The sequence below is a fragment of the Pseudomonas caricapapayae genome, from assembly GCF_001400735.1.
GTDB lineage: Bacteria > Pseudomonadota > Gammaproteobacteria > Pseudomonadales > Pseudomonadaceae > Aquipseudomonas > Aquipseudomonas caricapapayae.
Genome location: NZ_LJPW01000026.1, coordinates 1 through 20,564 on the forward strand (window position 1 = coordinate 1; position 20,564 = coordinate 20,564).

General features: G+C 58.7%; 19 protein-coding genes and 1 pseudogene. 1 reads left to right on the forward strand and 19 read right to left on the reverse strand.

Going from position 1 to position 20,564, the window contains the following annotated elements; translation table 11 throughout:
- The 17 genes and pseudogenes from ALO80_RS03600 to ALO80_RS03680 form a co-directional block, all read right to left on the reverse strand.
- A pseudogene (locus tag ALO80_RS03600) lies at positions 1–390 on the reverse strand (RND family transporter); the annotation flags it as partial.
- A 27-nt stretch (positions 391–417) separates the two neighbouring features.
- Positions 418–1,464: a YCF48-related protein gene (locus ALO80_RS03605; RefSeq protein ID WP_083493132.1), complete on the reverse strand. Its 1,047-nt coding sequence runs from the start codon at positions 1,462–1,464 to the stop codon at positions 418–420.
- 231 nt (positions 1,465–1,695) lie between these two features.
- On the reverse strand, positions 1,696–3,051 hold the full coding sequence (locus ALO80_RS03610; protein ID WP_055007971.1) for a DUF1329 domain-containing protein: 1,356 nt from the start codon (positions 3,049–3,051) through the stop codon (positions 1,696–1,698).
- Between the two features lie 501 nt (positions 3,052–3,552).
- Positions 3,553–4,710, reverse strand: a complete 1,158-nt coding sequence (locus ALO80_RS03615) for a glutathionylspermidine synthase family protein (protein WP_055007972.1) — start codon at positions 4,708–4,710, stop codon at positions 3,553–3,555.
- Between the two features lie 11 nt (positions 4,711–4,721).
- Entirely contained in the window at positions 4,722–5,468 is a 747-nt protein-coding gene (locus ALO80_RS03620; RefSeq protein ID WP_054986972.1) for a DUF1190 domain-containing protein, read from the reverse strand.
- Positions 5,469–5,495: 27 nt separating this feature from the next.
- Positions 5,496–5,921, reverse strand: a complete 426-nt coding sequence (locus ALO80_RS03625) for a DUF350 domain-containing protein (RefSeq protein WP_055007973.1) — start codon at positions 5,919–5,921, stop codon at positions 5,496–5,498.
- Between the two features lie 13 nt (positions 5,922–5,934).
- Complete coding sequence (locus tag ALO80_RS03630) at positions 5,935–6,600, reverse strand: YjfK family protein (RefSeq protein WP_055007974.1); 666 nt, start codon at positions 6,598–6,600, stop codon at positions 5,935–5,937.
- Between the two features lie 49 nt (positions 6,601–6,649).
- On the reverse strand, positions 6,650–7,204 hold the full coding sequence (locus tag ALO80_RS03635) for a rhomboid family intramembrane serine protease (protein WP_055007975.1): 555 nt from the start codon (positions 7,202–7,204) through the stop codon (positions 6,650–6,652).
- 30 nt (positions 7,205–7,234) lie between these two features.
- On the reverse strand, positions 7,235–7,942 hold the full coding sequence (locus tag ALO80_RS03640) for a PspA/IM30 family protein (RefSeq protein WP_054986969.1): 708 nt from the start codon (positions 7,940–7,942) through the stop codon (positions 7,235–7,237).
- A gap of 26 nt (positions 7,943–7,968) precedes the next feature.
- Entirely contained in the window at positions 7,969–8,622 is a 654-nt protein-coding gene (locus ALO80_RS03645; RefSeq protein WP_055007976.1) for a YjfI family protein, read from the reverse strand.
- A gap of 239 nt (positions 8,623–8,861) precedes the next feature.
- Entirely contained in the window at positions 8,862–11,528 is a 2,667-nt protein-coding gene (gene pepN / locus ALO80_RS03650) for an aminopeptidase N (protein ID WP_055007977.1), read from the reverse strand.
- A 12-nt stretch (positions 11,529–11,540) separates the two neighbouring features.
- On the reverse strand, positions 11,541–12,374 hold the full coding sequence (locus ALO80_RS03655; RefSeq protein WP_055007978.1) for a DUF2797 domain-containing protein: 834 nt from the start codon (positions 12,372–12,374) through the stop codon (positions 11,541–11,543).
- Positions 12,371–12,631, reverse strand: a complete 261-nt coding sequence (locus ALO80_RS03660; protein ID WP_003368468.1) for a YeaC family protein — start codon at positions 12,629–12,631, stop codon at positions 12,371–12,373. Before ALO80_RS03660 ends, ALO80_RS03655 begins: the two co-directional genes overlap by 4 nt.
- A 28-nt stretch (positions 12,632–12,659) precedes the next feature.
- Positions 12,660–13,532 (reverse strand): rhomboid family intramembrane serine protease, encoded by an 873-nt coding sequence (locus ALO80_RS03665; RefSeq protein WP_055007979.1) that lies wholly within the window; start codon positions 13,530–13,532, stop codon positions 12,660–12,662.
- Entirely contained in the window at positions 13,529–14,500 is a 972-nt protein-coding gene (locus tag ALO80_RS03670) for a metallophosphoesterase (protein WP_055007980.1), read from the reverse strand. Before ALO80_RS03670 ends, ALO80_RS03665 begins: the two co-directional genes overlap by 4 nt.
- The gene (locus ALO80_RS03675) at positions 14,500–15,390 is read right to left on the reverse strand and encodes an NAD(+) kinase (protein WP_002554505.1); all 891 of its coding nucleotides are present in this window, start codon (positions 15,388–15,390) and stop codon (positions 14,500–14,502) included. Before ALO80_RS03675 ends, ALO80_RS03670 begins: the two co-directional genes overlap by 1 nt.
- Positions 15,391–15,533: 143 nt before the next feature.
- Positions 15,534–16,601: a GGDEF domain-containing protein gene (locus ALO80_RS03680; RefSeq protein ID WP_055007981.1), complete on the reverse strand. Its 1,068-nt coding sequence runs from the start codon at positions 16,599–16,601 to the stop codon at positions 15,534–15,536.
- A gap of 323 nt (positions 16,602–16,924) precedes the next feature.
- Here ALO80_RS03680 and ALO80_RS03685 point away from each other — a divergent pair, with 323 nt between their 5' ends.
- Positions 16,925–17,908: a DUF1853 family protein gene (locus tag ALO80_RS03685; RefSeq protein ID WP_055007982.1), complete on the forward strand. Its 984-nt coding sequence runs from the start codon at positions 16,925–16,927 to the stop codon at positions 17,906–17,908.
- On the opposite strand, the gene ALO80_RS03690 is transcribed toward ALO80_RS03685, so the two are convergent.
- Positions 17,874–19,154: an arsenic transporter gene (locus tag ALO80_RS03690; RefSeq protein WP_055007983.1), complete on the reverse strand. Its 1,281-nt coding sequence runs from the start codon at positions 19,152–19,154 to the stop codon at positions 17,874–17,876. The two genes, ALO80_RS03685 and ALO80_RS03690, sit on opposite strands and share 35 nt — an antisense overlap.
- A complete protein-coding gene (locus ALO80_RS03695) occupies positions 19,154–20,362 on the reverse strand; it encodes an MFS transporter (protein WP_054986961.1) in 1,209 nt (402 codons plus the stop codon). The genes ALO80_RS03690 and ALO80_RS03695 overlap by 1 nt, the downstream gene beginning before the upstream one ends.
- Positions 20,363–20,564: the final 202 nt, after the last annotated feature.

Below are 20,564 nucleotides of genomic sequence, written 5' to 3' on the forward strand. Positions count from 1 at the left end.
TTCGGTCCAGCGTACGCTGGGGCTCCACAGCGACTTGAGACCGGAGCGGTCTACGCCGGGGATGTAAAACACTTCGTCGCTGATCTGGCGCAAGGTCTCCATGTAGTCCTTGGAGAAGATATCGCCATCCACCGCTTCGACGGATATACGCACGGTATTGCCGAGATTCGCCAGGTCGTTGCGGTGTTTCATCATGTTCTGAATGAACGGATGAGACAGCGGGATCATTTTCTCGAAACTGGTGGACGGCCGGACCTGGGTGGCTTGCCAGAACAGGAAAATGCTCGCCAGCAGGCAAAGGATGATCACCGCCGGGCGATGATTGAAAATCAGGCGCTCAAGGAACGTTGCCTTGTCATCTGAATATTGCGTGTTTTGAAGAGTGCTCATGCCGGAATGTCCCCGCCCTGAAAGGTCTTATTGTTGGGTCGTATCGGCGCCCGCCGGCGAGGTGATGCGCACGCCGCCTTGTCCTACCAGAATCAGATTGCCTTGCAGGTTGCTGGTAACGCCGGCCAGCGAAATGCGGTCGGGACGATTGAAGACCTCGAACGTTTCGCCGTCGTCATGGCTGCGCATGACGCTGCCACCGTTGCCGACCAGTACCAGCGAACCATCGGCCAGCAGTGTGGCGCTGGCCAGACCGAACTCGACCGGGCCACGCGCGCCTTTCAATTCGATGGGCTGCCAGCTGTCACCAAAATCGCTGGAGCGAAACAGGTTGCCGCGCAGACCATAGGCCAGCAGCGTGGAAGGCTGAGCGGTGCCGATCACGCCGAACAGCGAGCCTTGATAAGGACCTTGAAGTTTCTCCCAGGTCTGTCCCTCGTCACTGGAGCGAAACATGCTGCCCGCCTCGCCGACGATGAACAGGCCGGCATCTTTGACCTGAGCGATGCTGTTCAGGTGATACTGGTCTTCGTTGTCCAGGCGCTCGCTGACATCCTCCCAATGCTGACCGCCATCACCGGTGCTCAATAATGCACCGTAGGCGCCCACGGCAAAGCCGTTGTCGAGGTCCTTGAACCAGACGTCCAGCAGCGGGGCCTCGCGCTTCAGGTCCTCGAACTGCTTGCTCCAGCTCTTGCCGCCATCATTGCTGGCCAGTATCTGTGCGTCATGCCCCACTGCCCAGCCATGCTGTTCGTCCACAAAAAACACCGCCGTCAACAGTTGGCGGGTCGGCACGCGCGCCTGGCTCCAGCTCTTGCCTTGATCGTCGGAAAACAGAATGTGCCCGTGATCACCCACCACGACCAGGCGCGCGCCAGCATGGGCCACGTCCAGCAACAAACTGCGCGAGGCTCTGGCCGATTCGACAGCGTAGACAGCCTTGTCTGCGGAAGTCGCTGCACTGGCTACCGAACCGGAGTCGGCCGTTGCAGGCAGCGCAAAACATGCAGCACAAATCGCCAGGGACATGCCCGTACATGACCGGATGCGCCGATGGAAAAACTCACGCATGGACTTCTCCTCTCTTATTATTATCAGGTGAGCGTTATCGGATTCGGGTATCCGTCAGCTCGACTGATCCCGACACCCACAGCCCTCCGGCGTTACCCGTCTGGAAGACCGGTCATCCTAGGCAGTTTTGCAAATGCCTGACAATCGACATGTCGTTATCTTTTGTTAAGCGCACAGAATGTGATTGACGGATCATCACGACAGTTGATCGACCGGGTTAGCCGAGACCTGTCAACGAATACCCCTGCGACGCAATGCATCAGGCTTGAAAGCGTTCATACCAGGTGCAGGCTGGGAAAAATCACTGGTGCCGGGCTCCTGATTGTCCAGGTTCTGTACGTGATAACGGCGTGCCTGCAAGTCGTGAAAGACATCCAGCGCAGACCATGTGGTGGGTAACTCGTAATAGTTTTTCAGGTAAGCCATGGAGACCCGCCACAGCTGTCCGCGACCGTCATACTGATCGACAATTGCAGCCTGCCAGCTGTCTTCATCCAGATACAGGGTGCGCCGCGAATAGACGTGCCGTGCCGTAGGTTTGAGGGTGCCCTCGACCACCCAGACACGGTGTAACTCATGGCGTGTGTAAGCAGGGTTGAGGTGACCGACCTGCAACAATTTTCGGTAGCTGATGGCGGGACTGGATATCCGGTAGTTGTTGTAAGGAATGTATATTTCGCGTTTGCCCAGCAACGTCCACTCGTAACGGTCCGGTGAACCGTTAAACATGTCGGTGTCATCAGCGGTGCGCAATCCCTCCGAAGCCGGGATCGGCATGTCGTAAGCCAGACTCGGCGCCCGCCTTACCCGACGTTGTGCCGCACTGTAAGCCCACGCCTGCCGAGGCTCCTGTACCTGATCAAGTGTCTCGTGAACCAGCACGGCGGAGCCGGCCATCCGTGTCGGACACTGGATAAATGACAGGTAATAAAACAGTACGTTGTCCAGACTGGCAAAACTGCCAACGGGATCATAGAAACGGAACAGCACTTCCTGACGCGAGGTGTTCAATTTGAAGCTGCCGTCGCGCTGGATCGCAACTTCCGACGTACGTCGCACCACGTAATGACCGCGGTAGCGGGCAATGTGATTCCACACGGCCTGAATACCCTTTTCCGGCAGAGGAAACGGAATACCTCCATAGGCATCGACAAACCCGTTACCGCCACCGATCAAGCGGGCTTTTTCCGCATTACGGCGAGTGTTGTCGTATACCCACTGGGGTGCCGATCCGGAACGTCGAGTGGTGTACACCGGCATCTGATAGCTGTCTGGATAGGTTTCGAACATCGCCACCTGACCAGGCGTGAGGTGCGTGCGATAGTGCTGCATGTTGGCGTGGGTAATGGTGAACAAGGGCTTGTCAGCGGCATACGGGTCCACATGCCGTGTGCCGGAGCCCTCGTATCCGGGCGGCGGGCGGGTGATGCCGCCGCTCCAGGCCGGGATGGTGCCGGTCGCGTTACCCGCCACCTCGCCTCCCAGCGGTGTCAGACGTTTTCCGAGCAGCGTTGCGTCGACTGCCAGGCTGGTATTGATAGCGAGCAGTATCGCCAGTGCGACCCCCAGCAGTTGTTTCATGAGCATGTTGGCTCTCCTTGCGTGGCCGGTCCGGGACAAGTGTCTGGCGTCCAGGCCAATGGTATTTCCGATATAAACGGCGTGTGGTGAAAGGCGTATAGCGTGGCGGCCCGGTAATAACGAATTATTAAACGGACGAACACAGTCAACTTCACCAATGATCCCGCGAATGCGGTGCAGGCAGGCATGAGCCTGTAGGAAACTTCCTGAACTTACAGCGCACTATTACCGATAAAGCACCCACCCGGGACCGCCCCAGCAATGCAACGCAAGTGCCAATACTTATAAAAAAACAGATTAAAACGAAGCGTCCATACAGATCAGTTAATGGCCGACTGTATTGATAACGTCAGGATTGAAAATACGATCACGTTCGTTTGATTGTCAGACATCTCCATCAGCAAAGCGACCGACTGAGTCCATTCATTATTGGCGATATAGCAGGTCGGTAACAGCGAACGTGTTACGTGCCCCAGGCAAGTAACACTTATCGAGAACACCCGCAGCTCAATCAATGACAACGTGAGGCAGGAACCGACTGGTGTCTTTGGTAATCAGGCTGTCATCTTCACGAATGCCGATTCCGGAGGCCAGATCGCCGATGACCCAGGAGCCGATCAGCGTGTAACTGTCAGCAAATCGCGGAAGCGGTGAATACGCCTGCAGAATGTAAGGCGCGTCGGTGTAAGGCCCATCGACTGAAATCAGCTGATCGCCAGGTGTACGCATTTCGATGTTGGCACCCTCACGGGAAAAGTAAGGCTTGCGCACCCAGCCTCTGGGGACCGGCCGGGTCGGATCCTGATCGACGCAAGAAGGCAGCAGGTTCGGATGGCCTTCATTGAACTGCCACAACAACGGCAGAATCCCCTTGTTGCTGAGAATGGCCTTCCAGGCGGGTTCAACGAACTGAGTGCCGCTGCCTGGCACGTGCTGGCCGAACTCTTCGTGAAAGATATGCTCCCACGCGTGAAGCTTGAACAGCCGTTCGATCCAGCGCCCGTCCAGATCGACAAAACGCCCCTCGGCATTGAGCCCGATATCCTCGATATCGATATGCCGGGCATCAATCCCAACGTGCGCAGCCATACGCCGCAGAAAATCGGTAGTGCCACGGTCTTCGACAGAGCCCGACATCGCCGAAAAGTAGAACGGACTCGCGCCCGGAAACTCGGCGAAGGCCCGAACCAGGTCCTCGGCAATCGAATTGAACTGACTGGCGTGCGCAGGCAGAACGCCACGCGCCATCTGCTCATCCAGCCAGAGCAACTGAAACGCACCGGCTTCCATCAGACTGGTCGGCGTATCGGCATTGATTTCGTACATCTTTGCCGGTCCCGTACCGTCGTAGGCAAAGTCGAAGCGCCCGTAGAGATGCGGATGTCCATCCTTCCACGAAGCACGGATCACATCGAAGAACGCTTCCGGGATCGCCAACTGGTGCAACAACGCCTCGCTCTCCACGACCCGGGCGACCGCGTCCAGACACATCTGGTGAAGTTCCTGCGTGGGAGCTTCAAGGTCGCGGGTAATCTGCTGTTCGGTGAACAGGTAATACCCGCGCTCATCCCAATAGCGCTCGCCGTCGATGGTGTGGAAGTTGAACCCTTCACGCTCCGCCGTGGCGCGCCAGTCCGGGCGTTCCTCGATGCTGATCTTTTTCATGACCCCGACCGTCAGCCTCCGAAACTGCTGCTGCCACTGCTGCTCTTGCCGCCCCAGCCGCTGCGTGCCGACGCCTGACTGCCGAAGCCGCCACGCGAGATGGTCGATGACACCGACGACGAGCCTGACCCCGAACTGCCAAGGTTGCGCCCAAGTGTGCTCTTGCCATAGCTGCGGTCCGGGCTGGATTGCGCCTGGGTCGAACGCCCGAACGTCTTGCCCCGATCGATCTGGCTTGGCAAGGACGAGCTGTAGTAGCCACCGCGATCATCGCGAGTCTGGTAAATGGGCTGCGAGTAATAGCGGTTATTGCCAAAACCGTTGCTGAGCAGATTACCGATCAGCAGCCCGGCCATCAGCCCGGTGGTACCACTCATGCCTGCAGGGGCGGACTGAGCGGCTTCCTGATTGGCCCGGTCCAGCGCCTCTTTGGGCACACGGCCGGAAAAGCCCAGCTCGAAACCGCCGAGCTTCGGCATGTACTTGCCGTCAGAGGTGACCTGGCAATAATCCGGCACGAAGTCCGCGTCGCATGAAGCCTTGTCATCGTAGGTCGGCGCTATGCGGCGATGGTCGGACAGCGCCTGCATGTAGGCGTCCGAACAGACATTGACCGGCACCTTGGCATCGACGCATTCCTGCACCGAGCTGAAGTTGGCCTGGGCATTGAAGGTGTCCTTGTCTTCCGACGGACCGCAGCCGGCAAGGGCCAGGGGAAGCGTACTGGCGAGCACCAGCTTTACTGAACTACGTCTCATCATGAGTCTCCTTGTTCAAGGCCGCCGTCAGACCGAAGGGGTCATGCAGGCTGCGTTGAGAAGACCGACGCTGATCGCGACACTGGCCGAATAGATAGCTGCCGCCATCTCGCCCTTGGCAATGCGTGTCGACAACCCCTTGAGCACAAGGCTGGTAACGCCGAACGCCAGCAGTTGCACAACGGCTGCAATCACTGCCCAGACGATCACGTCCAGAATACTGATGCTGTAACTGATGATGTTGCTGGCCGGCAGTGCGAAACCGATCAGCGAACCACCTAGCGCCAATGCGGCAGCACTGTTGTTCTCGCGGATCAGCGCAAACTCCTTGTGCGGTGTAACTCTGCTGTAGATGAACTGGAACAGCGCAAACAGGATGGCCGCCACCAGAATGTACATGACGAAGCCAAACACGGCAGTGGCATTGAGCGACATACGCAGCGCGTCGATCATGAAGATTTCCTTGTCAAAGAACGTTGATATCGGTGGATTGCAGCGTTATGCCAACCGCCGTGGTGAGCGTGATGCTGCCCTCCTCGTCCTCCTCCACGGAAAACAGCAGAAACTCACGGCGGTTGATCAGACCCGTTTCGCGGGCATACAACATGCTCAGGTGTTTGACGCGATACGCGGCGTCCGGACTGACGATGTCCTCATCCAGCGGCGTCAGCTCGGTCTGGCCGGGCGACGTGCCCCACTGCCGTTCGAATACCTCGCCATCGTGCTCATAGGTGGGCAGGCCGATCTTCGACGACGGGCCGGTCAGGCGCAGCAACTCGTTCTTGCTGGTGATCGGCTCGGCACTGTAGTAACCGAACAGGATGATGTCCTGCACGTCCTGTGCGGAGGGGCCGTTGCTGACCACCTGCAAAAAATAGTCCTCGTCATCGAGGTAGAAACGATGAAGCGCCATCGACTGGCCGAGGTCGACATGCCCCACGGCCCAGACCTTTTCGTCGCCAGGAACAACCACCTCCGAATGGCCATCGAGCAACAGCTTCAACGCACTGTCCAGACACAACATACGACCGGAGGCCAGGCCAAGCGGACTGACCGTACCGACGGACTGTGCGCCATCCACGCCGGCTGCCTTGGGTGCTTCCAGCCCCATGGCACGTTTGAACCAACTCATAGTGCATATCCTTGAAGACCGGAATAAACAAACGGTTTGCGAAACGGGCTCAGTTCTGCGCCAGCAACGCCCTGGAATGCATCAGCCACGCCGCACCAATACCGGCAACCGCCCCGGCAATATGTGATTCAAACGAAACACCCGCCACCGGTACGAAGCCAAAAATCAATCCGCCGTAGCCCGCCAGCACCATCAGGGCCAGCAATAGGCTTGCAATACTGCGTTGATACCACGCCCGCGCCAGCAGATAAGACCACAGGCCGAAAATCAACCCGCTTGCCCCGACATGAATAGTGCTGCGACCGAACATCCAGACCAGCAACCCGCCCACCAGACAAACCAACCCCACCACCCACGCATAGCGCCTGACACCCTCGGTGGCTACCATCCAGCTGAGCACAATGAACGGCAACAGATTACTGAGCAAGTGCTGAATCGAACCATGCAGAAACGGCGCAAACACAATGCCACGCAACCCGGTTGAGCTGCGCGGCATGATACCGAAATGGACCAGGCTGTTACCGCTGACCGAGTTCAGCACTTGCACGGCGATCATAACTGCCGACAGCGCGAGGATGACGTTGAGTCGTCTGGAAAACTCCATTCACCCTCCTTGCCTGCGCCGCTGCTCCGCTTACTGGGACGGTGTCTGATTTTTGGCTTTGAGGCGTGCCAGCACATCTTGCGCGCCGCCACTTTTGGCCCCAATCCCGGCATCCTGCAGACGCCGCTCCAGATCGCTGCCGCTGGACTGGCTGGCCAGCTCCTCGGCCGCTTCGAGCTTGGCGTCCTGTTCGTCCTGGCGTTGCTTGAGACGCGCCAGCGACCCTACCGCGGTTTCGACGGCACCACTGGCACCGCCGGTTGCGGTTGCCGTTGCAACGCGAGCCTTTTGCACGGTTTCACGGGCCTTGGCCATCTCGACCTGCTGCTTGAGGCTCTTGATTCGCGATTCGGCCTTGATCACCTGATCCTGCAGCAGGTTGACCTGCTTACTGAACTGATCGGCCAGTTCCTGCTCCTGATCACGCAGGGCTTCGATCTCGGCAATCTTGTTTGCACATTCGACAGCCAGGGCTTCTTCACCCTTGTTCAGGGCCTGCATGGCGCGGCCTTCCCAGTTGGCAATGCTGGTGGCGTGCTCTTCAAGACGCTGTGCCGAAAGTTTGTGCTTGGCCTTGATCGTGATCAGCCCGTCGCGGGCCTTGACCAGCGCGTTTTCGGCGTCGCGGATTTCCTGGTCCAGAATGCGGATGGCATTGGCGTCGGCAATCGACTCGCCCACTTCGGAAGCGCCGCCACGAACAGCGGTCACCAGTTTTTTCCAGATACTTGTCGTCATGAATGTTCTCCGCCTGACAGCGCTGTTCAGTAGATGAAATGATCTTCAAAAGCGTCGGCCGCACGGATCATGTTGTCCGCGAGGGTGAGGATTTCCTGCACCACGACCGTGAGCGACGATGCTGCGCTCAATGCGCCAAACAGGCAGTAGACTTCCTGACCGCCGCCCAGCTTTTCGATACCGACCGACGATAGCGGAAACAGGTCGCGGCTGCGCAGGACCACGTCGTTGAACGCCTGCACGTTCTTGATCTTGTTCACTTCGATCAAGGTCGCGTCGGCGAGAATCTGCTCGCCTTCCACGGCGATGTAGATCGGCAGGTCGCCGTAGTCGGCCATGGTCAGCCTGATTCCCGAGGCATCGCCCTCGGTCACGTCGAGCTCGATCTTGCCGTTCGTCACCAGTTCCAGTTCGCTGAGTGCCTTCTGCAGAGAGCTGATGGTCCAGTGGGTATTCTCGGTCATGAAATCCTCCAGTTTTATTCTGTCGCCCAAAAAGGGCTGTCTCAGAGCTTTTTCAATGCCACGCAGGGCATCGACGTTCTCGGGCCGTATCCAGAATTCCCGCTTGACCAGCCCTGCTTCCTTGAGCCGCAAACGCATTTCACGCATGTAATCGGTGGAGCTCTTGGAAACCCTGGCCGGGACTGCTGCGTTATCGCCTTGTGGCCTGCGAGGCATAGGCGCCTCCCCTTGTCACTGCCGTGGATCAGGTGAGCAACGTAGCAGATGTTTCTGAAGATAGATATCCATCACATGTGAGATTTTTTGCTTCTCGAAAATTCTCGTTCCCATTACCGCGCGGAGTGGCACGATAGTCAAAACCCGCTCGGCGACGCGCACACTCCGCAAAAAAAAGCGCCACCCGCATTAGCGGACAGCGCCTTTCTCACACCAGCCTGTCGGGCACCGGGTGCCGTTTAATCCGCCAGGCTTTTGCTCACCACTTCATACACATCTGCCGACAGTTTGCCGGAGGCAAGGATGCGCTCAAGCTCGGCCTTCATCAGCGCCTGACGGGCACTGTCATATTTACGCCAGCGGGTCAAAGGAGCCAGTTGGCGAGAAGCGATTTGCGGGTTGAGGGCATTCAGCTCGATGACCAGATCCGCCAGGAAGCGGTAACCTGAACCGTCTGCTGCATGGAAGTTGATCAGGTTCTGCCCAGCGAAGGCACCGATCAGGGCGCGGACCTTGTTGGGGTTTCTGATGCTGAAGGCCGGGTGCTTCATCAGTTCCTGCACGCGCTGCAAGCCGCCGGGCTGAGTGCTGGCCGCCTGGACACTGAACCACTGATCCATGACCAGCGCGTTGGCTTTGAAGTTCTCGGCGAACACTGCAAGCGCCTTGTCACGCTCTTCGGTAAAGGGCGAGTTGACCAGCACTGCCAATGCCGTCAGGCGCTCGGTCATGTTGTCGCTGGTATCGAACTGGTCGATGGTCGCCGTCAGCACCTCCGGCTTGCCGCTGAGCATCAGGTAAGACAGCGCAATGTTCTGCAGGGCACGCCGTGCGAAATGCGCTGCTTCCGCGACATAAGGCGTGACTTTCGAGACCTCACGGTTGGCTTGATAACGCGCCAGCAGGCCATCGAACAGCCCTTCTGCCAGCTGCTGACGGGCAAACTCGCGAGCCGCATGAATAGCGTCGACATCTGCTACTTCACTGATTTCGGCCAGATAAGCCTCGCCTGGCAGCGAAAGCATTTCTGCCACCATCGCCTGATCGAGCTGCTCGTCCGCCAGCACGGCGCCCAGCGCGGTAATCAACCGCTGATCCATGACCAGCGGCTGACCTTGCTGATGCTGAACGATCAGTTCCTGCAACACCTGAACCGACAATTGCTGGCCGGCGTCCCAGCGATTGAAACCATCGCTGTCGTGCTGCATCAGGAACATCAGTTGATCGCGGTCATATGGAAAGCTCAGCCTGACCGGCGCAGAGAATCCACGCAACAGCGAAGGCAAGGGCTTTTCAGCGATGTCGACGAAGGTGAATGTCTGCTCGGCTTCGGTAACCGACAGCACACGTGTGGTGCCGGTAGCGGCCGTTTCGTCCGCCAGACGCAGGGCCACTTCGCCACCTTTGCTGTCCAGCAGCCCCAGTTCGACCGGGATCACGAACGGTTGCTTCTGATCACCGGGCTGCCCCGGCGTGGTCGGGCAGCTCTGGCGGAAGGTCAGGCTGTAGGTTTTTGCAGCGGCGTCATAGGACTCGCTGACGGCCAGGCGCGGCGTACCCGCCTGGCTGTACCAGCGCTTGAAACGGGTCAGATCGACACCGTTGGCGTCTTCCATGGCTTTGATAAAGTCGTCGCAGGTCACGGCCTGACCATCGTGGCGCTCGAAATAAAGGTCGCTGCCCTTGCGGAAGCCTTCAGCCCCCAGCAGGGTATGAAGCATGCCGACCACTTCCGAACCCTTTTCATACACGGTCAGGGTGTAGAAATTGGAAATTTCGATAAAGCTGTCCGGGCGCACAGCATGCGCCATCGGCCCGGCATCTTCGGCAAACTGGTGAGTACGCAGGTAAGCCACGTCCTGGATACGCTTGACCGTCGCCGAGTTCATATCCGCGGAGAAACCGGCATCGCGGTAAACCGTGAAGCCTTCCTTGAGCGACAGCTGAAACCAGTCACGGCAGGTCACGCGGTTGCCCGACCAGTTGTGAAAATATTCGTGGGCGACGATCGCCTCGACACGCTGGTGTGCCGCATCGGTCGCGGTTTCGGCACGCGCCAGTACGGCGCTGGAGTTGAAGATGTTGAGGCCTTTGTTCTCCATCGCACCCATGTTGAAGTCGTTGACCGCAACAATCATGAAGATATCCAGGTCGTACTCACGGCCATAGGTTTCTTCGTCCCAGCGCATGGACTTCTTCAGGCTGGTCATGGCGTGCTGGCACTTGTCGATGTTTTCCGGCTCGACGTAAATGCGCAGGGTCACTTCCCGCTGGCTCATGGTGGTGAAGGTGTCTTCGATGCACCAGAGATCACCGGCCACCAGCGCAAACAGGTAAGCCGGCTTCATGAACGGGTCTTCCCAGGTCGCCCAGTGCCGTCCGCCCTCTTCTTCACCGCTGGCCACCGGGTTACCGTTGGACAGGAGGATCGGGAAGCCCTGCTTGTCGGCGCTGACCGTGGTGGTGAACTTGCTCATCACGTCGGGTCGGTCGAGGTAGTAGGTAATCTTGCGGAAGCCTTCGGCCTCGCACTGGGTACAGAACATGCCGCTGGACTTGTACAGGCCTTCCAGCGCGGTATTGGTTTCAGGATGAATGCGCACCGTGCTGTCAACCGTGAACCGTTCAGCCTGAGGGTGCAGCGTCAGGTGATCGTCCGTCAGCTGGTAATCCGCAGCGCTCAGCTCCACGTCACTCAGCTTGACCGACACCAGTTCCAGATGCTGACCGTCCAGCACCAGCGGCGGCAGACCTGCACCGCGCTCCGGGTTGCGGCGCATGACCAGTTGGGCATGCACCAGCGAGTGATCGTCGAACAGTTCGAAGGTCAGGTTCGTCTCGTCGATAAGGTACTCGGGAGCCTGATAGTCCTTCAGGTAAATCATTTTCGGTTGTTCGGTGCGCATGCTGGAATCCTTCTACTGATGCACGGCCAGTTGATAGGCCGTGTATTTGCGAATATTGATCACGCCGGTATCGAAAATCAGGTATTGGCCCTTGATCCCCAGCAGCGTGCCCTCGGCAATCGGGTTCTTGTCCAGGTTGAAGCTGACTATCTTGGCTGGATAAGCCTCGACCGGGTAACGAAACTCGACAGGCTCGGCGTCATGTAGCAGTTGGATGGCTTGCAGACCGAATCGTTCTTGCAATCCCAGCAGTCCCGCGCCGCAACTGTCGAACAGCTCCTGACGAATGGCCTTGAGGTCTACCGGCTGGGCATCGCCCTTGAGCAGGGCACGCCAGTTGGTGCGGTCGGCCACCTGACTGCGCAGCAAGTCTTCGACAAAGCCGGACTGCTGGCGGGTAGCCACGCGCAGAATCGGCAACGCCTGGCTTGCGCCCTGATCCAGCCAACGGGTCGGCAACTGCGTTGAGCGGGTAATGCCGACCTTCACGCCTGACGAATTGGCCAGATAAACGATGTGGTCCGTCATGCAGAACTGCTCGCCCCACGCCGGATCGCGACAGGTGCCCTGATCGTGATGGCATTTTTCCGGGCTCATGATGCACATGTCGCATTGCGCCAGCTTGAGCATGCATGGGTAGCAGTACCCCTGGCTGTAGCTGGATTTGGTCTTGCGCCCGCAATGACTGCAATGAATGGCGCCTAGAAACTCCAGGCGCAACGTCTTGCCGATCAGCGGGTTGACCGCAATTTCAGTTTCGCCCAGGCGAAAAGCGTATTGCACACACGACGCGTCATCCTGACGCGCCGACATTTTGTTGACGGCTCCGCGACCAATTTCGATCAATGAATTGCATCCGATTTGAACAGGATATTGGGCACTGGCGCTGATTTGGAGGCGCATTCCTGCGGCCCCATATAGCCGGTGCGCTGGTCTTCAGGCAGGTTCTGCGCTTCCCAGGCGATCAGCGCCTGCAAAGACAGCTCGCGCTGCTCCTGAGTCAGCTTGCGACCGTCGGACCATTTACCGATTTCCACCGCCAGTTTCAGGCTCTCGTAGATATCCGGGGTGATGTTTTCGATCATTTCTATAAAAGACGACATGGCGCGCTCCAGAAAATAGCGGGTGATTTTACGCCTTGCGGCGCGCGAGCGCACCGCCCAGGAGGCCGGTGACACAACCGATGACCAGACCGCCGACATGTGCGCCGTTGGCGATTTCGCCAAAGCCGAGCATGCTCACCAGCCCGGACAGACACAGTGCCAGCCAGATCAGCATCATGATCAACACCCCGCGCGGCAGACGGTAGACCGGATTGGGTGCCAGCAACTGGAAGATCCAGCAATGGCCGAGCAAACCGTACAGCACGCCGGACAAACCACCGAACAGGCTCGGGCCGCTGAACAGGTATTGCACATAATTTGAAACGGCTGAAAACAGCAGCGTGAGCAGCAACAGCGCCAGGCTGCCCTGACGAATTTCGATACGCCGTCCCAGTTCCCAGAACCACATGCCGTTCATGGCCAGGTGCAGGATGCCGAAGTGGATCAGCATCGGTGACACGATCCGCCACCATTGCCCGTCGGCCAGGCTGGCGGACAACGGCAGAAATGTCGCGTATTCGCCATTGATACGGAAATCCTGAAAGGTCAGCCAGCGGATAACCTCAAGGTTGTCGCCCAGCAATGTCATGCCAGCCACAAGCAAGGTGACGAGCAACACCAGAGCCGTCACCGGGCTGTTACGTAACTGTTCAATCAGGCCTGGCGGCTTGTAGGCGGGGCTCGGAGTGTCATGCGCCAGTTGAAAATGCTCGTCGCCTTCCGGAAAGCGCGTGTACAACTCGCGAACTTCGTCAGCCAGTCGCGGCGCGTCCGGTACCCAGAGCACTTGCTCGCCCGCCTCTTCGCTGACCCGGTGGGGGATCCGCAAGCGCTGCAGCAGGCTCACAAAACCACTCAGGTTGGTGGTCAACGGCAAACGCAGAACTGCAACAGCACTCATTCTGAAACCTCGGGACGCTGCACGTCGACCCAGACGAACTTGTCCGGGTCGATCTGTGTTTCCTGGTCCAGCCGATAAGCGACCAGCTTGCCATAGAGCACGGCACTGTAATCCAGACAGGCCAGGTTCGGCCGGATCGGCGCAGGGATGCCGCTGCGCCAGTAATGGCCGACAAACAGCAGTGGTTCATTGATGCCGTACCGCAACAATGCGTTTTTTTCGGACGTGGACAGCGGCGTCTTGGCGACGCCTTCGGGTAGCGCGTCCGGCTGAAAGACCACATCGCCATAGGTCTGCGGGTCGTCTTCCCAGAACTTGGTACGGAAAAACTCACGGGTCAGCCCATCGCCACCGGTCAGCGTCAGGCCGTGAGGCAGACGCATGTCGGTGCCGCGCAACAGACGGTTGAAGACGTTGCTGGCGAAGCTGCCGGGCACTGCCGACGCCTGGACGAAATGCCTGTCGATACAGCCATTGCCATGCAGGCCACGCAACGGGTCGATCAGGGCCGCATCCCAGCAGGCATGCACCACCCTGAAACGACCGGCATCGATATACAGCGGCAGTTCGTAGAACCAGTTGACGAACTCGCTCCACTCATCAGGATAGCGTTCGAACTGCGCCAGGGTTTCACCGATAAGCCGAGCGTGCCGCGGAGTGTGCTCGCGCACAAACTGATGACCGCTTTCCGGCAAGGCCGGCGTCACCCAGCCCAGCGCATTGAACTCATGGTTGCCCATGATGCAAAGGGCATGGCCGGCCTGAACCATATTGCGGACGATGTGCAGCGACTCGCGAATACGCGGACCGCGGTCGATGATGTCGCCGAGGAAAAGTGCAACGCGCTCAGGGTGGCGCCACACGCCAGCCTGCAGGCGGTAACCGAGAAGCTCCAGCAAGTGCTCGAGGGTATGGGCACACCCATGCACGTCACCGATCAGATCGTAGCCACGCGCCGGATCGAGCATTAATCGCCCCCGCCGCCGAGCTTGCTGCCCCAGCCGAGTTTGGTCCGGCAGACTTCGTAATAGTTGTGATCCAGTGGATGAATCAGACGCAGCTTCTGCGGTTTCTTGCTGACCGTGATGGTGTCGCCCGGCGCGCAGGTAAAATGATTCTGGCCGTCACAGGACACTTGCGGGTAGATGGTCATGTCCTTGGACACCACGATTTTCAGCTCGCTGTTACCGTCCACGACAATAGGCCGCCCGGACAGGGTGTGCGGGTACATCGGCACGATGACGATCGCGTCGAGCTTGGGATGCATGATCGGCCCGCCCGCAGACAGCGCGTAGGCCGTCGATCCGGTCGGTGTGGCGACGATCAGGCCATCGGCCTTCTGACTGCACACGAACTGACCGTCGATATAGATCTCGAACTCGATCATGCGCGTGGACTTGCCTGGGTGCAGCACCACGTCGTTGAGCGCATCGCCCTGGCCGATGGCCTCGCCATGACGGCGCACTTCGGCCTGAAGCAGAAAGCGGTTTTCGACCAGGTAGTGCCCGTCTAGCACTTCGGCGCACTTGACCTCCAGCTCGTCGGGACGGATGTCGGTCAAAAAGCCCAGGCTGCCACGGTTTATGCCCAGCACCGGCACATTGTGCCTGGCCAGCGCGCGCGCGGCACCGAGCAGGCTGCCATCACCACCGACCACAATAACCATGTCGCAGACCTCGCCGAGCATCTTGCGCGACGAGGTTTGCAGACCATGACCGGGCAGAACTTCGGCAATCGTCTCTTCGAGAATGACGTGCAGGTGGCGGTCCAGCAGGAATCTCTTGAGTCGGCGGACGGTATCGAGCACCTGAACACTGCCCAGACGACCGATGATGCCGATATTGCGAAATTGCTCCATGAGGCTCCTGCTGCGGGTTCGATGCGACTTAAAAACGTGATTATGGGCGAAAGGACCTTACAGCAGCAAACCGGGGCGTAAAAAGGAGGCAGAGAGACGTTGCAGGGCTGTGCGCGGAAGGCGCTGAAAAGTCCGCTTGTGGCTTAGGGTGTCAACGCCCCGGTGCCGTCATACGCAAGGCTCGTGCTGCCCGCCGGCACCTCGTCCAGCGGCACGCCTCTCCAGAACGCCCGATCCTTGCCGTCTCGCTTGGCTTTGTACAAGTTGATGTCGGCTGTCTTCAGCACTTCCGGGCTGCTCGACGCAGAGAAGATGTCGGCCAGCCCGGCACTGCAGGTCAGCGGGCTGACGACGAGCGATGTTCTGATCCTGTCCAGAAGACGCAGGACATAATCCCGAACGTCATTTTCACTGCACATCGGCAGGATAACGCCGAACTCCTCTCCGCCCATTCGTCCAACCGCGAGACTGCCCCGGGTTTCCTTCAGGCAGGCCGCCATGACACGAAGCGCCTGATCACCTGCGTCATGGCCGAACTGATCATTAATGCGTTTGAAATCATCAATGTCGAGCATCAGAAAATAACCCGCGGTGTTATTCAGTACATGATTATCCAGTGCCTGCATCAATGCCCGACGATTCAATATCGCGGTCAGGTCATCGGTCAGCGACCATTCACGAAACTGGCACTCCAGGCTCAATACGGTGCGCAAGGCGCGGGTATAAGTGTGATTGAGCACACTGCCCATACTGGCAGACGCAATAAAGAACAGTGTCATGAAAACAGACGCCACGCTGTCGCCCTCGACCCTCTGGGCGGGAGAGAGAATACACCAGACGAGCAACGTCACCAGAAGATAGTCACGGGTATAAACCACTAACAATGCCGAGCACAGGATAATCATCACCGCGACCGGCAATGCCCCGTCGATACCCAGCCCGATATTCAGCTGGCTGGCCCGGGAAAAGCACAGGGCGGCGATGATCACAAACGCAATGCCGGCCAGCCGCCAGGCTCTGAAATCGGCGACCCGATATTGCCAGACACAGGCCGCCAGCAACCCCAGCGTCAACAGTATTTCCCGCACGCCATATTGAACATGCGGTGTGACAAACAGAACAATCAGCCAACAGACAATCGCAATACATTGTACGCGTGCAATGGCGGGTGAGAGCAGATGTTTTATCCGCGCCTGCATGTCACCATTCATAAAAAACTCCAGGCATCCCGTTGGCAAGACAGACTATCCGCCGTCTGAAATCTTTTGTATAGACGGCCGATATTCAACCGGTGGAGTGCAGAATACCCATGACAATTGAATGACTGTTCAAAGGGCCTGCGTCAATAAACATGTTTGGCACAGGCGAGCAGTATTTAACATTGAAAACAGACAATCCCTCAATGGCAGCGCGCGCTCGATGTCATATCAGTGTCTGTTCACTTGACGTCCATTCAGCGCGCGTTTATACGCCGCACCACCTGCTCTGCCGAAACAGACTGTCTGTCGGCAGCGAGTCACGCTATCCTCGGTGCATGACTCTATTTCCCAGCCTGCTTGACCTCCCCCACCAGTTACGGCACCCCGAAGTGCGTGACCTTGCCTGGGTGATACTTGCCCCGCCCATGCTGGACGTCACGCCCTGGCCGCAGCGCCATCCACTGGCGGGCAGCGACTGGGTACAAGCCCCCGGACAGCTCGCGGAGTTTCTCTGGCAGCTCGACCGCGACAGCCATCCGCTGGAGGAGTGGCTGGCGCTGGCGACCACACGTAGACTGGGCCGCTATTACGAACGACTCTGGCAGTTCGCAGTGCAGCAGGCACCGGGGGTAGAAATCATTGCCGCCAACCTGCCCATCCGGCTTGGCAGCCAGACGCTGGGCGAGTTGGACATGTTGCTGCGTGATCGTGAGGGCGTGCATCACCTCGAGCTGGCAATCAAGCTCTACCTGGGCCCACAGGACGGAGACGGTCGCGATCCGGCCTGCTGGCTGGGGCCTGGCTGTCAGGATCGTCTGGACCGCAAGCTCGCCCACCTGAGCCAGCATCAGTTGCCGATGTCGGCACGCCCGGAAAGCCGTGCCGCGCTGGCAACCCTGGGTGTCGAAGCCTTCAGCGCACAGCTATGGCTGGGCGGTTATCTGCTATACCCGTGGCCAGGCTCATGCGAATCACCCGCAGGTGTTCATCCGCAGCACCTCAAGGGCCGCTGGCTGCATCAACGCGACTGGCAATCGTTTCTGGCACAAAGCAGCCCCGGACGCTGGCAACCGCTGCCGCGTCATGCCTGGCTGGCACCTGCGCGGTATAGCGAGGCCTGGAGCGATCAGCAGTTGCGCGAGTGGCTGGCAGAGCTCGACCCGCTGGCGCCAGCACAACTGCTGGTGCGTCTGAGAGAGAATACCGAGGGTAGCTGGGAAGAAGCCGAGCGGCTTTTTCTGGTGTCGGACATGTGGCCGAATCTGGCCGACACCAGTCACCTGCTCAACTCAATCGCAGTGCCAGCGCAGCCAGTGTGACAAGCAACACGGGCACGGTCAGTACGATACCGACCTTGAAGTAATACCCCCAGCTGATGGTTATTCCCTTGCGCTGCAACACATGCAGCCAGAGCAACGTGGCCAGGCTGCCGATGGGGGTGATTTTCGGCCCCAGATCGCTGCCGATCACGTTGGCGTAGATCATTGCTTCCTGGACAGCCCCACTGGCATGGCTTGCGTCGATAGAAAGCAGCCCGATGAGCACGGTGGGCATGTTGTTCATGATCGAAGACAGAAATGCCGTCATCACGCCAGTGCCCATCGCAGCGCCCCAGATGCCGTAGCCCGCGAACCAGTCCAGCAGACTGGCCAGGTAACCGGTGAGTCCTGCATTACGCAGGCCGTAGACCACCAGGTACATGCCCAGCGAAAAGACCACAATGTGCCACGGCGCTTCTTTCATGACCTTGCGCGTCTTGATCGTATGCCCTTTCGCGGCGATAGCCAGCAACAGCAATGCGCATACCGACGAAATCGCACTGATCGGAATGCCAAGCGGCTCAAGGGCGAAACAGCCCATCAGCAGAATCAGCAGGACAGCCCAACCGGCCAGGAACGTGGCACGGTCATGGATAGCTGTCTCGGGCTTATCCAGATGCTCGGGCTCGAATTCGCTGGGGATATCCCGACGGAAGTACACCATCAGCACTGCCAGGGTGGCCGCGACACTGGCCAGGTTCACCGGCACCATGACGGCTGCGTAGCGGTTGAAGCCGATCTTGAAATAATCCGCCGAGACGATGTTCACCAGGTTCGAAACCACCAGCGGCAGACTGGCTGTATCGGCAATAAAGCCGGCCGCCATGACGAACGCCAGGGTCGACGCAGCGGAAAAGCGCAGCGCCAGCATCATTGCGATGACGATCGGGGTCAGGATAAGCACTGCACCATCGTTGGCGAAAAGGGCTGACACCAGCGCACCGAACAGCACAAACAGCGCGAACAGACGACGCCCGTTGCCCTTGCCCCAACGCGCTACGTGCAACGCTGCCCAGGCGAAGAAACCGGCCTCATCTAGCAACAACGTGATAATGATCAGCGAAATGAACGTTGCCGTGGCGTTCCAGATGATGCCCCACACCACAGCAATGTCGCCCAGGTGCACAACCCCTGTCAGTAGTGCCAGAACCGCCCCCAGTACCGCACTCCAGCCTACGCTCAGGCCTTTAGGCTGCCAGATGACCAACGTAATGGTGAACAGGAAGATCAGCGTTGCTATCAGCATTATTTAGTCCGGGGCAGAAAAATCGCGAGGATGCCGAGCAGCGGCAGGTACGAACACAGTGTGTAGACAAACAGGATGCCGTGGCTGTCAGCCAGATAGCCGAGCAAGGCGGCTCCGATGCCGCCGAAGCCGAACATCAGGCCAAAGAAAAGCCCGGCAATCATGCCCACATTACCCGGCACAAGCTCTTGGGCGTAGACGACGATGGCGGAAAAAGCCGAAGCCAGTACAAATCCTATGATCACGCTGAGGACGCTGGTCCAGAACAGATCCGCATATGGCAATGCCAGTGTGAACGGCGCAGCGCCGAGAATCGAAAACCAGATCACAGCCTTGCGGCCAATGCGGTCGCCGATCGGACCGCCGAAAAAGGTCCCCGCCGCTACCGCGCCCAGAAACAGGAACAAGTGCAACTGCGAACTGGCGACCGACAGGTCAAACTTCTCAATCAGGTAGAAGGTGAAATAGCTGGTCAGGCTGGTCATGTAGAAAAACTTGGAAAACACCAGGAATGCCAGCACGGCCAGTGAGGCAATCACGCGCTTTCTGGACAGGCCATGAGTGGCAGCCTGACCTGCCTTGAGCTTGAACAGATTGAGGTGCGCGCGATACCAGCGGCTGATTGCATACAGTAATCCCAGGGAAAACAGCGCGAACAAGCCGATCCAGGCGACGTTGCCCTGGCCGAAAGGGATGATGATCGCCGCCGCCAGTAACGGTCCGAACGCAGAGCCGGTGTTGCCGCCTACCTGAAACGTCGATTGCGCGAGCCCATAGCGACCACCGGAAGCCAGTCGCGCAATACGCGAGGCCTCCGGGTGAAACGTCGAGGAGCCGATGCCGATCAATGCGGCGGCCAGCAGAATCAAGGGGAAGCTACCCACCATGGACATCATGACAATGCCGATCAGCGTGCAGACCGAGCCGACAGGCAGCACCAACGGATTGGGATGGCGGTCGGTGTAGTAACCGACCCAGGGCTGCAGCAGCGACGCAGTGATTTGAAACGTCAGGGTGATCAGGCCGATCTGGGTGAAGCTCAAGTCGTAGCTGGCTTTGAGCATTGGGTAGATCGACGGAAGAATGGCCTGAATCAGGTCGTTGATCAGGTGCGCGAGGGCAACGGCACCGATAATGCGCATGACCAGCGGGCTGGCTTGAGGGGGGGTCGAGGCCTTCGCCGTCGCGGGCTGAGCGCTGGTCGCCATTGATATTCATCCGTAAAAAGGGTTTCGGGTCGCCCGGACGGATGATTACAAGATGTGTCACGCGCACCAGGGCGCGCCAATGTGCCATTTTTCAGGGCGACTGTGCCACGTTTTGTTGCGTTTTTGCTGACGAATCGGAAAGCGCTGTGCCGGGCACGGCGGTTCTGGGATGTCAGGTAATTTGGGGTTCGACTCAGATTCT

What these genes read in the sequence shown, in the direction of transcription:
- ALO80_RS03605 (WP_083493132.1), bottom strand. Translation starts at nt 1,464, where the DNA reads ATGCGTGAGTTTTTCCATCGGCGCATCCGGTCATGTACGGGCATGTCC.
- ALO80_RS03610 (WP_055007971.1), bottom strand. Translation starts at nt 3,051, where the DNA reads ATGCTCATGAAACAACTGCTGGGGGTCGCACTGGCGATACTGCTCGCT.
- ALO80_RS03615 (WP_055007972.1), bottom strand. Translation starts at nt 4,710, where the DNA reads ATGAAAAAGATCAGCATCGAGGAACGCCCGGACTGGCGCGCCACGGCG.
- ALO80_RS03620 (WP_054986972.1), bottom strand. Translation starts at nt 5,468, where the DNA reads ATGAGACGTAGTTCAGTAAAGCTGGTGCTCGCCAGTACGCTTCCCCTG.
- ALO80_RS03625 (WP_055007973.1), bottom strand. Translation starts at nt 5,921, where the DNA reads ATGATCGACGCGCTGCGTATGTCGCTCAATGCCACTGCCGTGTTTGGC.
- ALO80_RS03630 (WP_055007974.1), bottom strand. Translation starts at nt 6,600, where the DNA reads ATGAGTTGGTTCAAACGTGCCATGGGGCTGGAAGCACCCAAGGCAGCC.
- ALO80_RS03635 (WP_055007975.1), bottom strand. Translation starts at nt 7,204, where the DNA reads ATGGAGTTTTCCAGACGACTCAACGTCATCCTCGCGCTGTCGGCAGTT.
- ALO80_RS03640 (WP_054986969.1), bottom strand. Translation starts at nt 7,942, where the DNA reads ATGACGACAAGTATCTGGAAAAAACTGGTGACCGCTGTTCGTGGCGGC.
- ALO80_RS03645 (WP_055007976.1), bottom strand. Translation starts at nt 8,622, where the DNA reads ATGCCTCGCAGGCCACAAGGCGATAACGCAGCAGTCCCGGCCAGGGTT.
- pepN (WP_055007977.1), bottom strand. Translation starts at nt 11,528, where the DNA reads ATGCGCACCGAACAACCGAAAATGATTTACCTGAAGGACTATCAGGCT.
- ALO80_RS03660 (WP_003368468.1), bottom strand. Translation starts at nt 12,631, where the DNA reads ATGTCGTCTTTTATAGAAATGATCGAAAACATCACCCCGGATATCTAC.
- ALO80_RS03665 (WP_055007979.1), bottom strand. Translation starts at nt 13,532, where the DNA reads ATGAGTGCTGTTGCAGTTCTGCGTTTGCCGTTGACCACCAACCTGAGT.
- ALO80_RS03670 (WP_055007980.1), bottom strand. Translation starts at nt 14,500, where the DNA reads ATGCTCGATCCGGCGCGTGGCTACGATCTGATCGGTGACGTGCATGGG.
- ALO80_RS03675 (WP_002554505.1), bottom strand. Translation starts at nt 15,390, where the DNA reads ATGGAGCAATTTCGCAATATCGGCATCATCGGTCGTCTGGGCAGTGTT.
- ALO80_RS03680 (WP_055007981.1), bottom strand. Translation starts at nt 16,601, where the DNA reads ATGAATGGTGACATGCAGGCGCGGATAAAACATCTGCTCTCACCCGCC.
- ALO80_RS03685 (WP_055007982.1), top strand. Translation starts at nt 16,925, where the DNA reads ATGACTCTATTTCCCAGCCTGCTTGACCTCCCCCACCAGTTACGGCAC.
- ALO80_RS03690 (WP_055007983.1), bottom strand. Translation starts at nt 19,154, where the DNA reads ATGCTGATAGCAACGCTGATCTTCCTGTTCACCATTACGTTGGTCATC.
- ALO80_RS03695 (WP_054986961.1), bottom strand. Translation starts at nt 20,362, where the DNA reads ATGGCGACCAGCGCTCAGCCCGCGACGGCGAAGGCCTCGACCCCCCCT.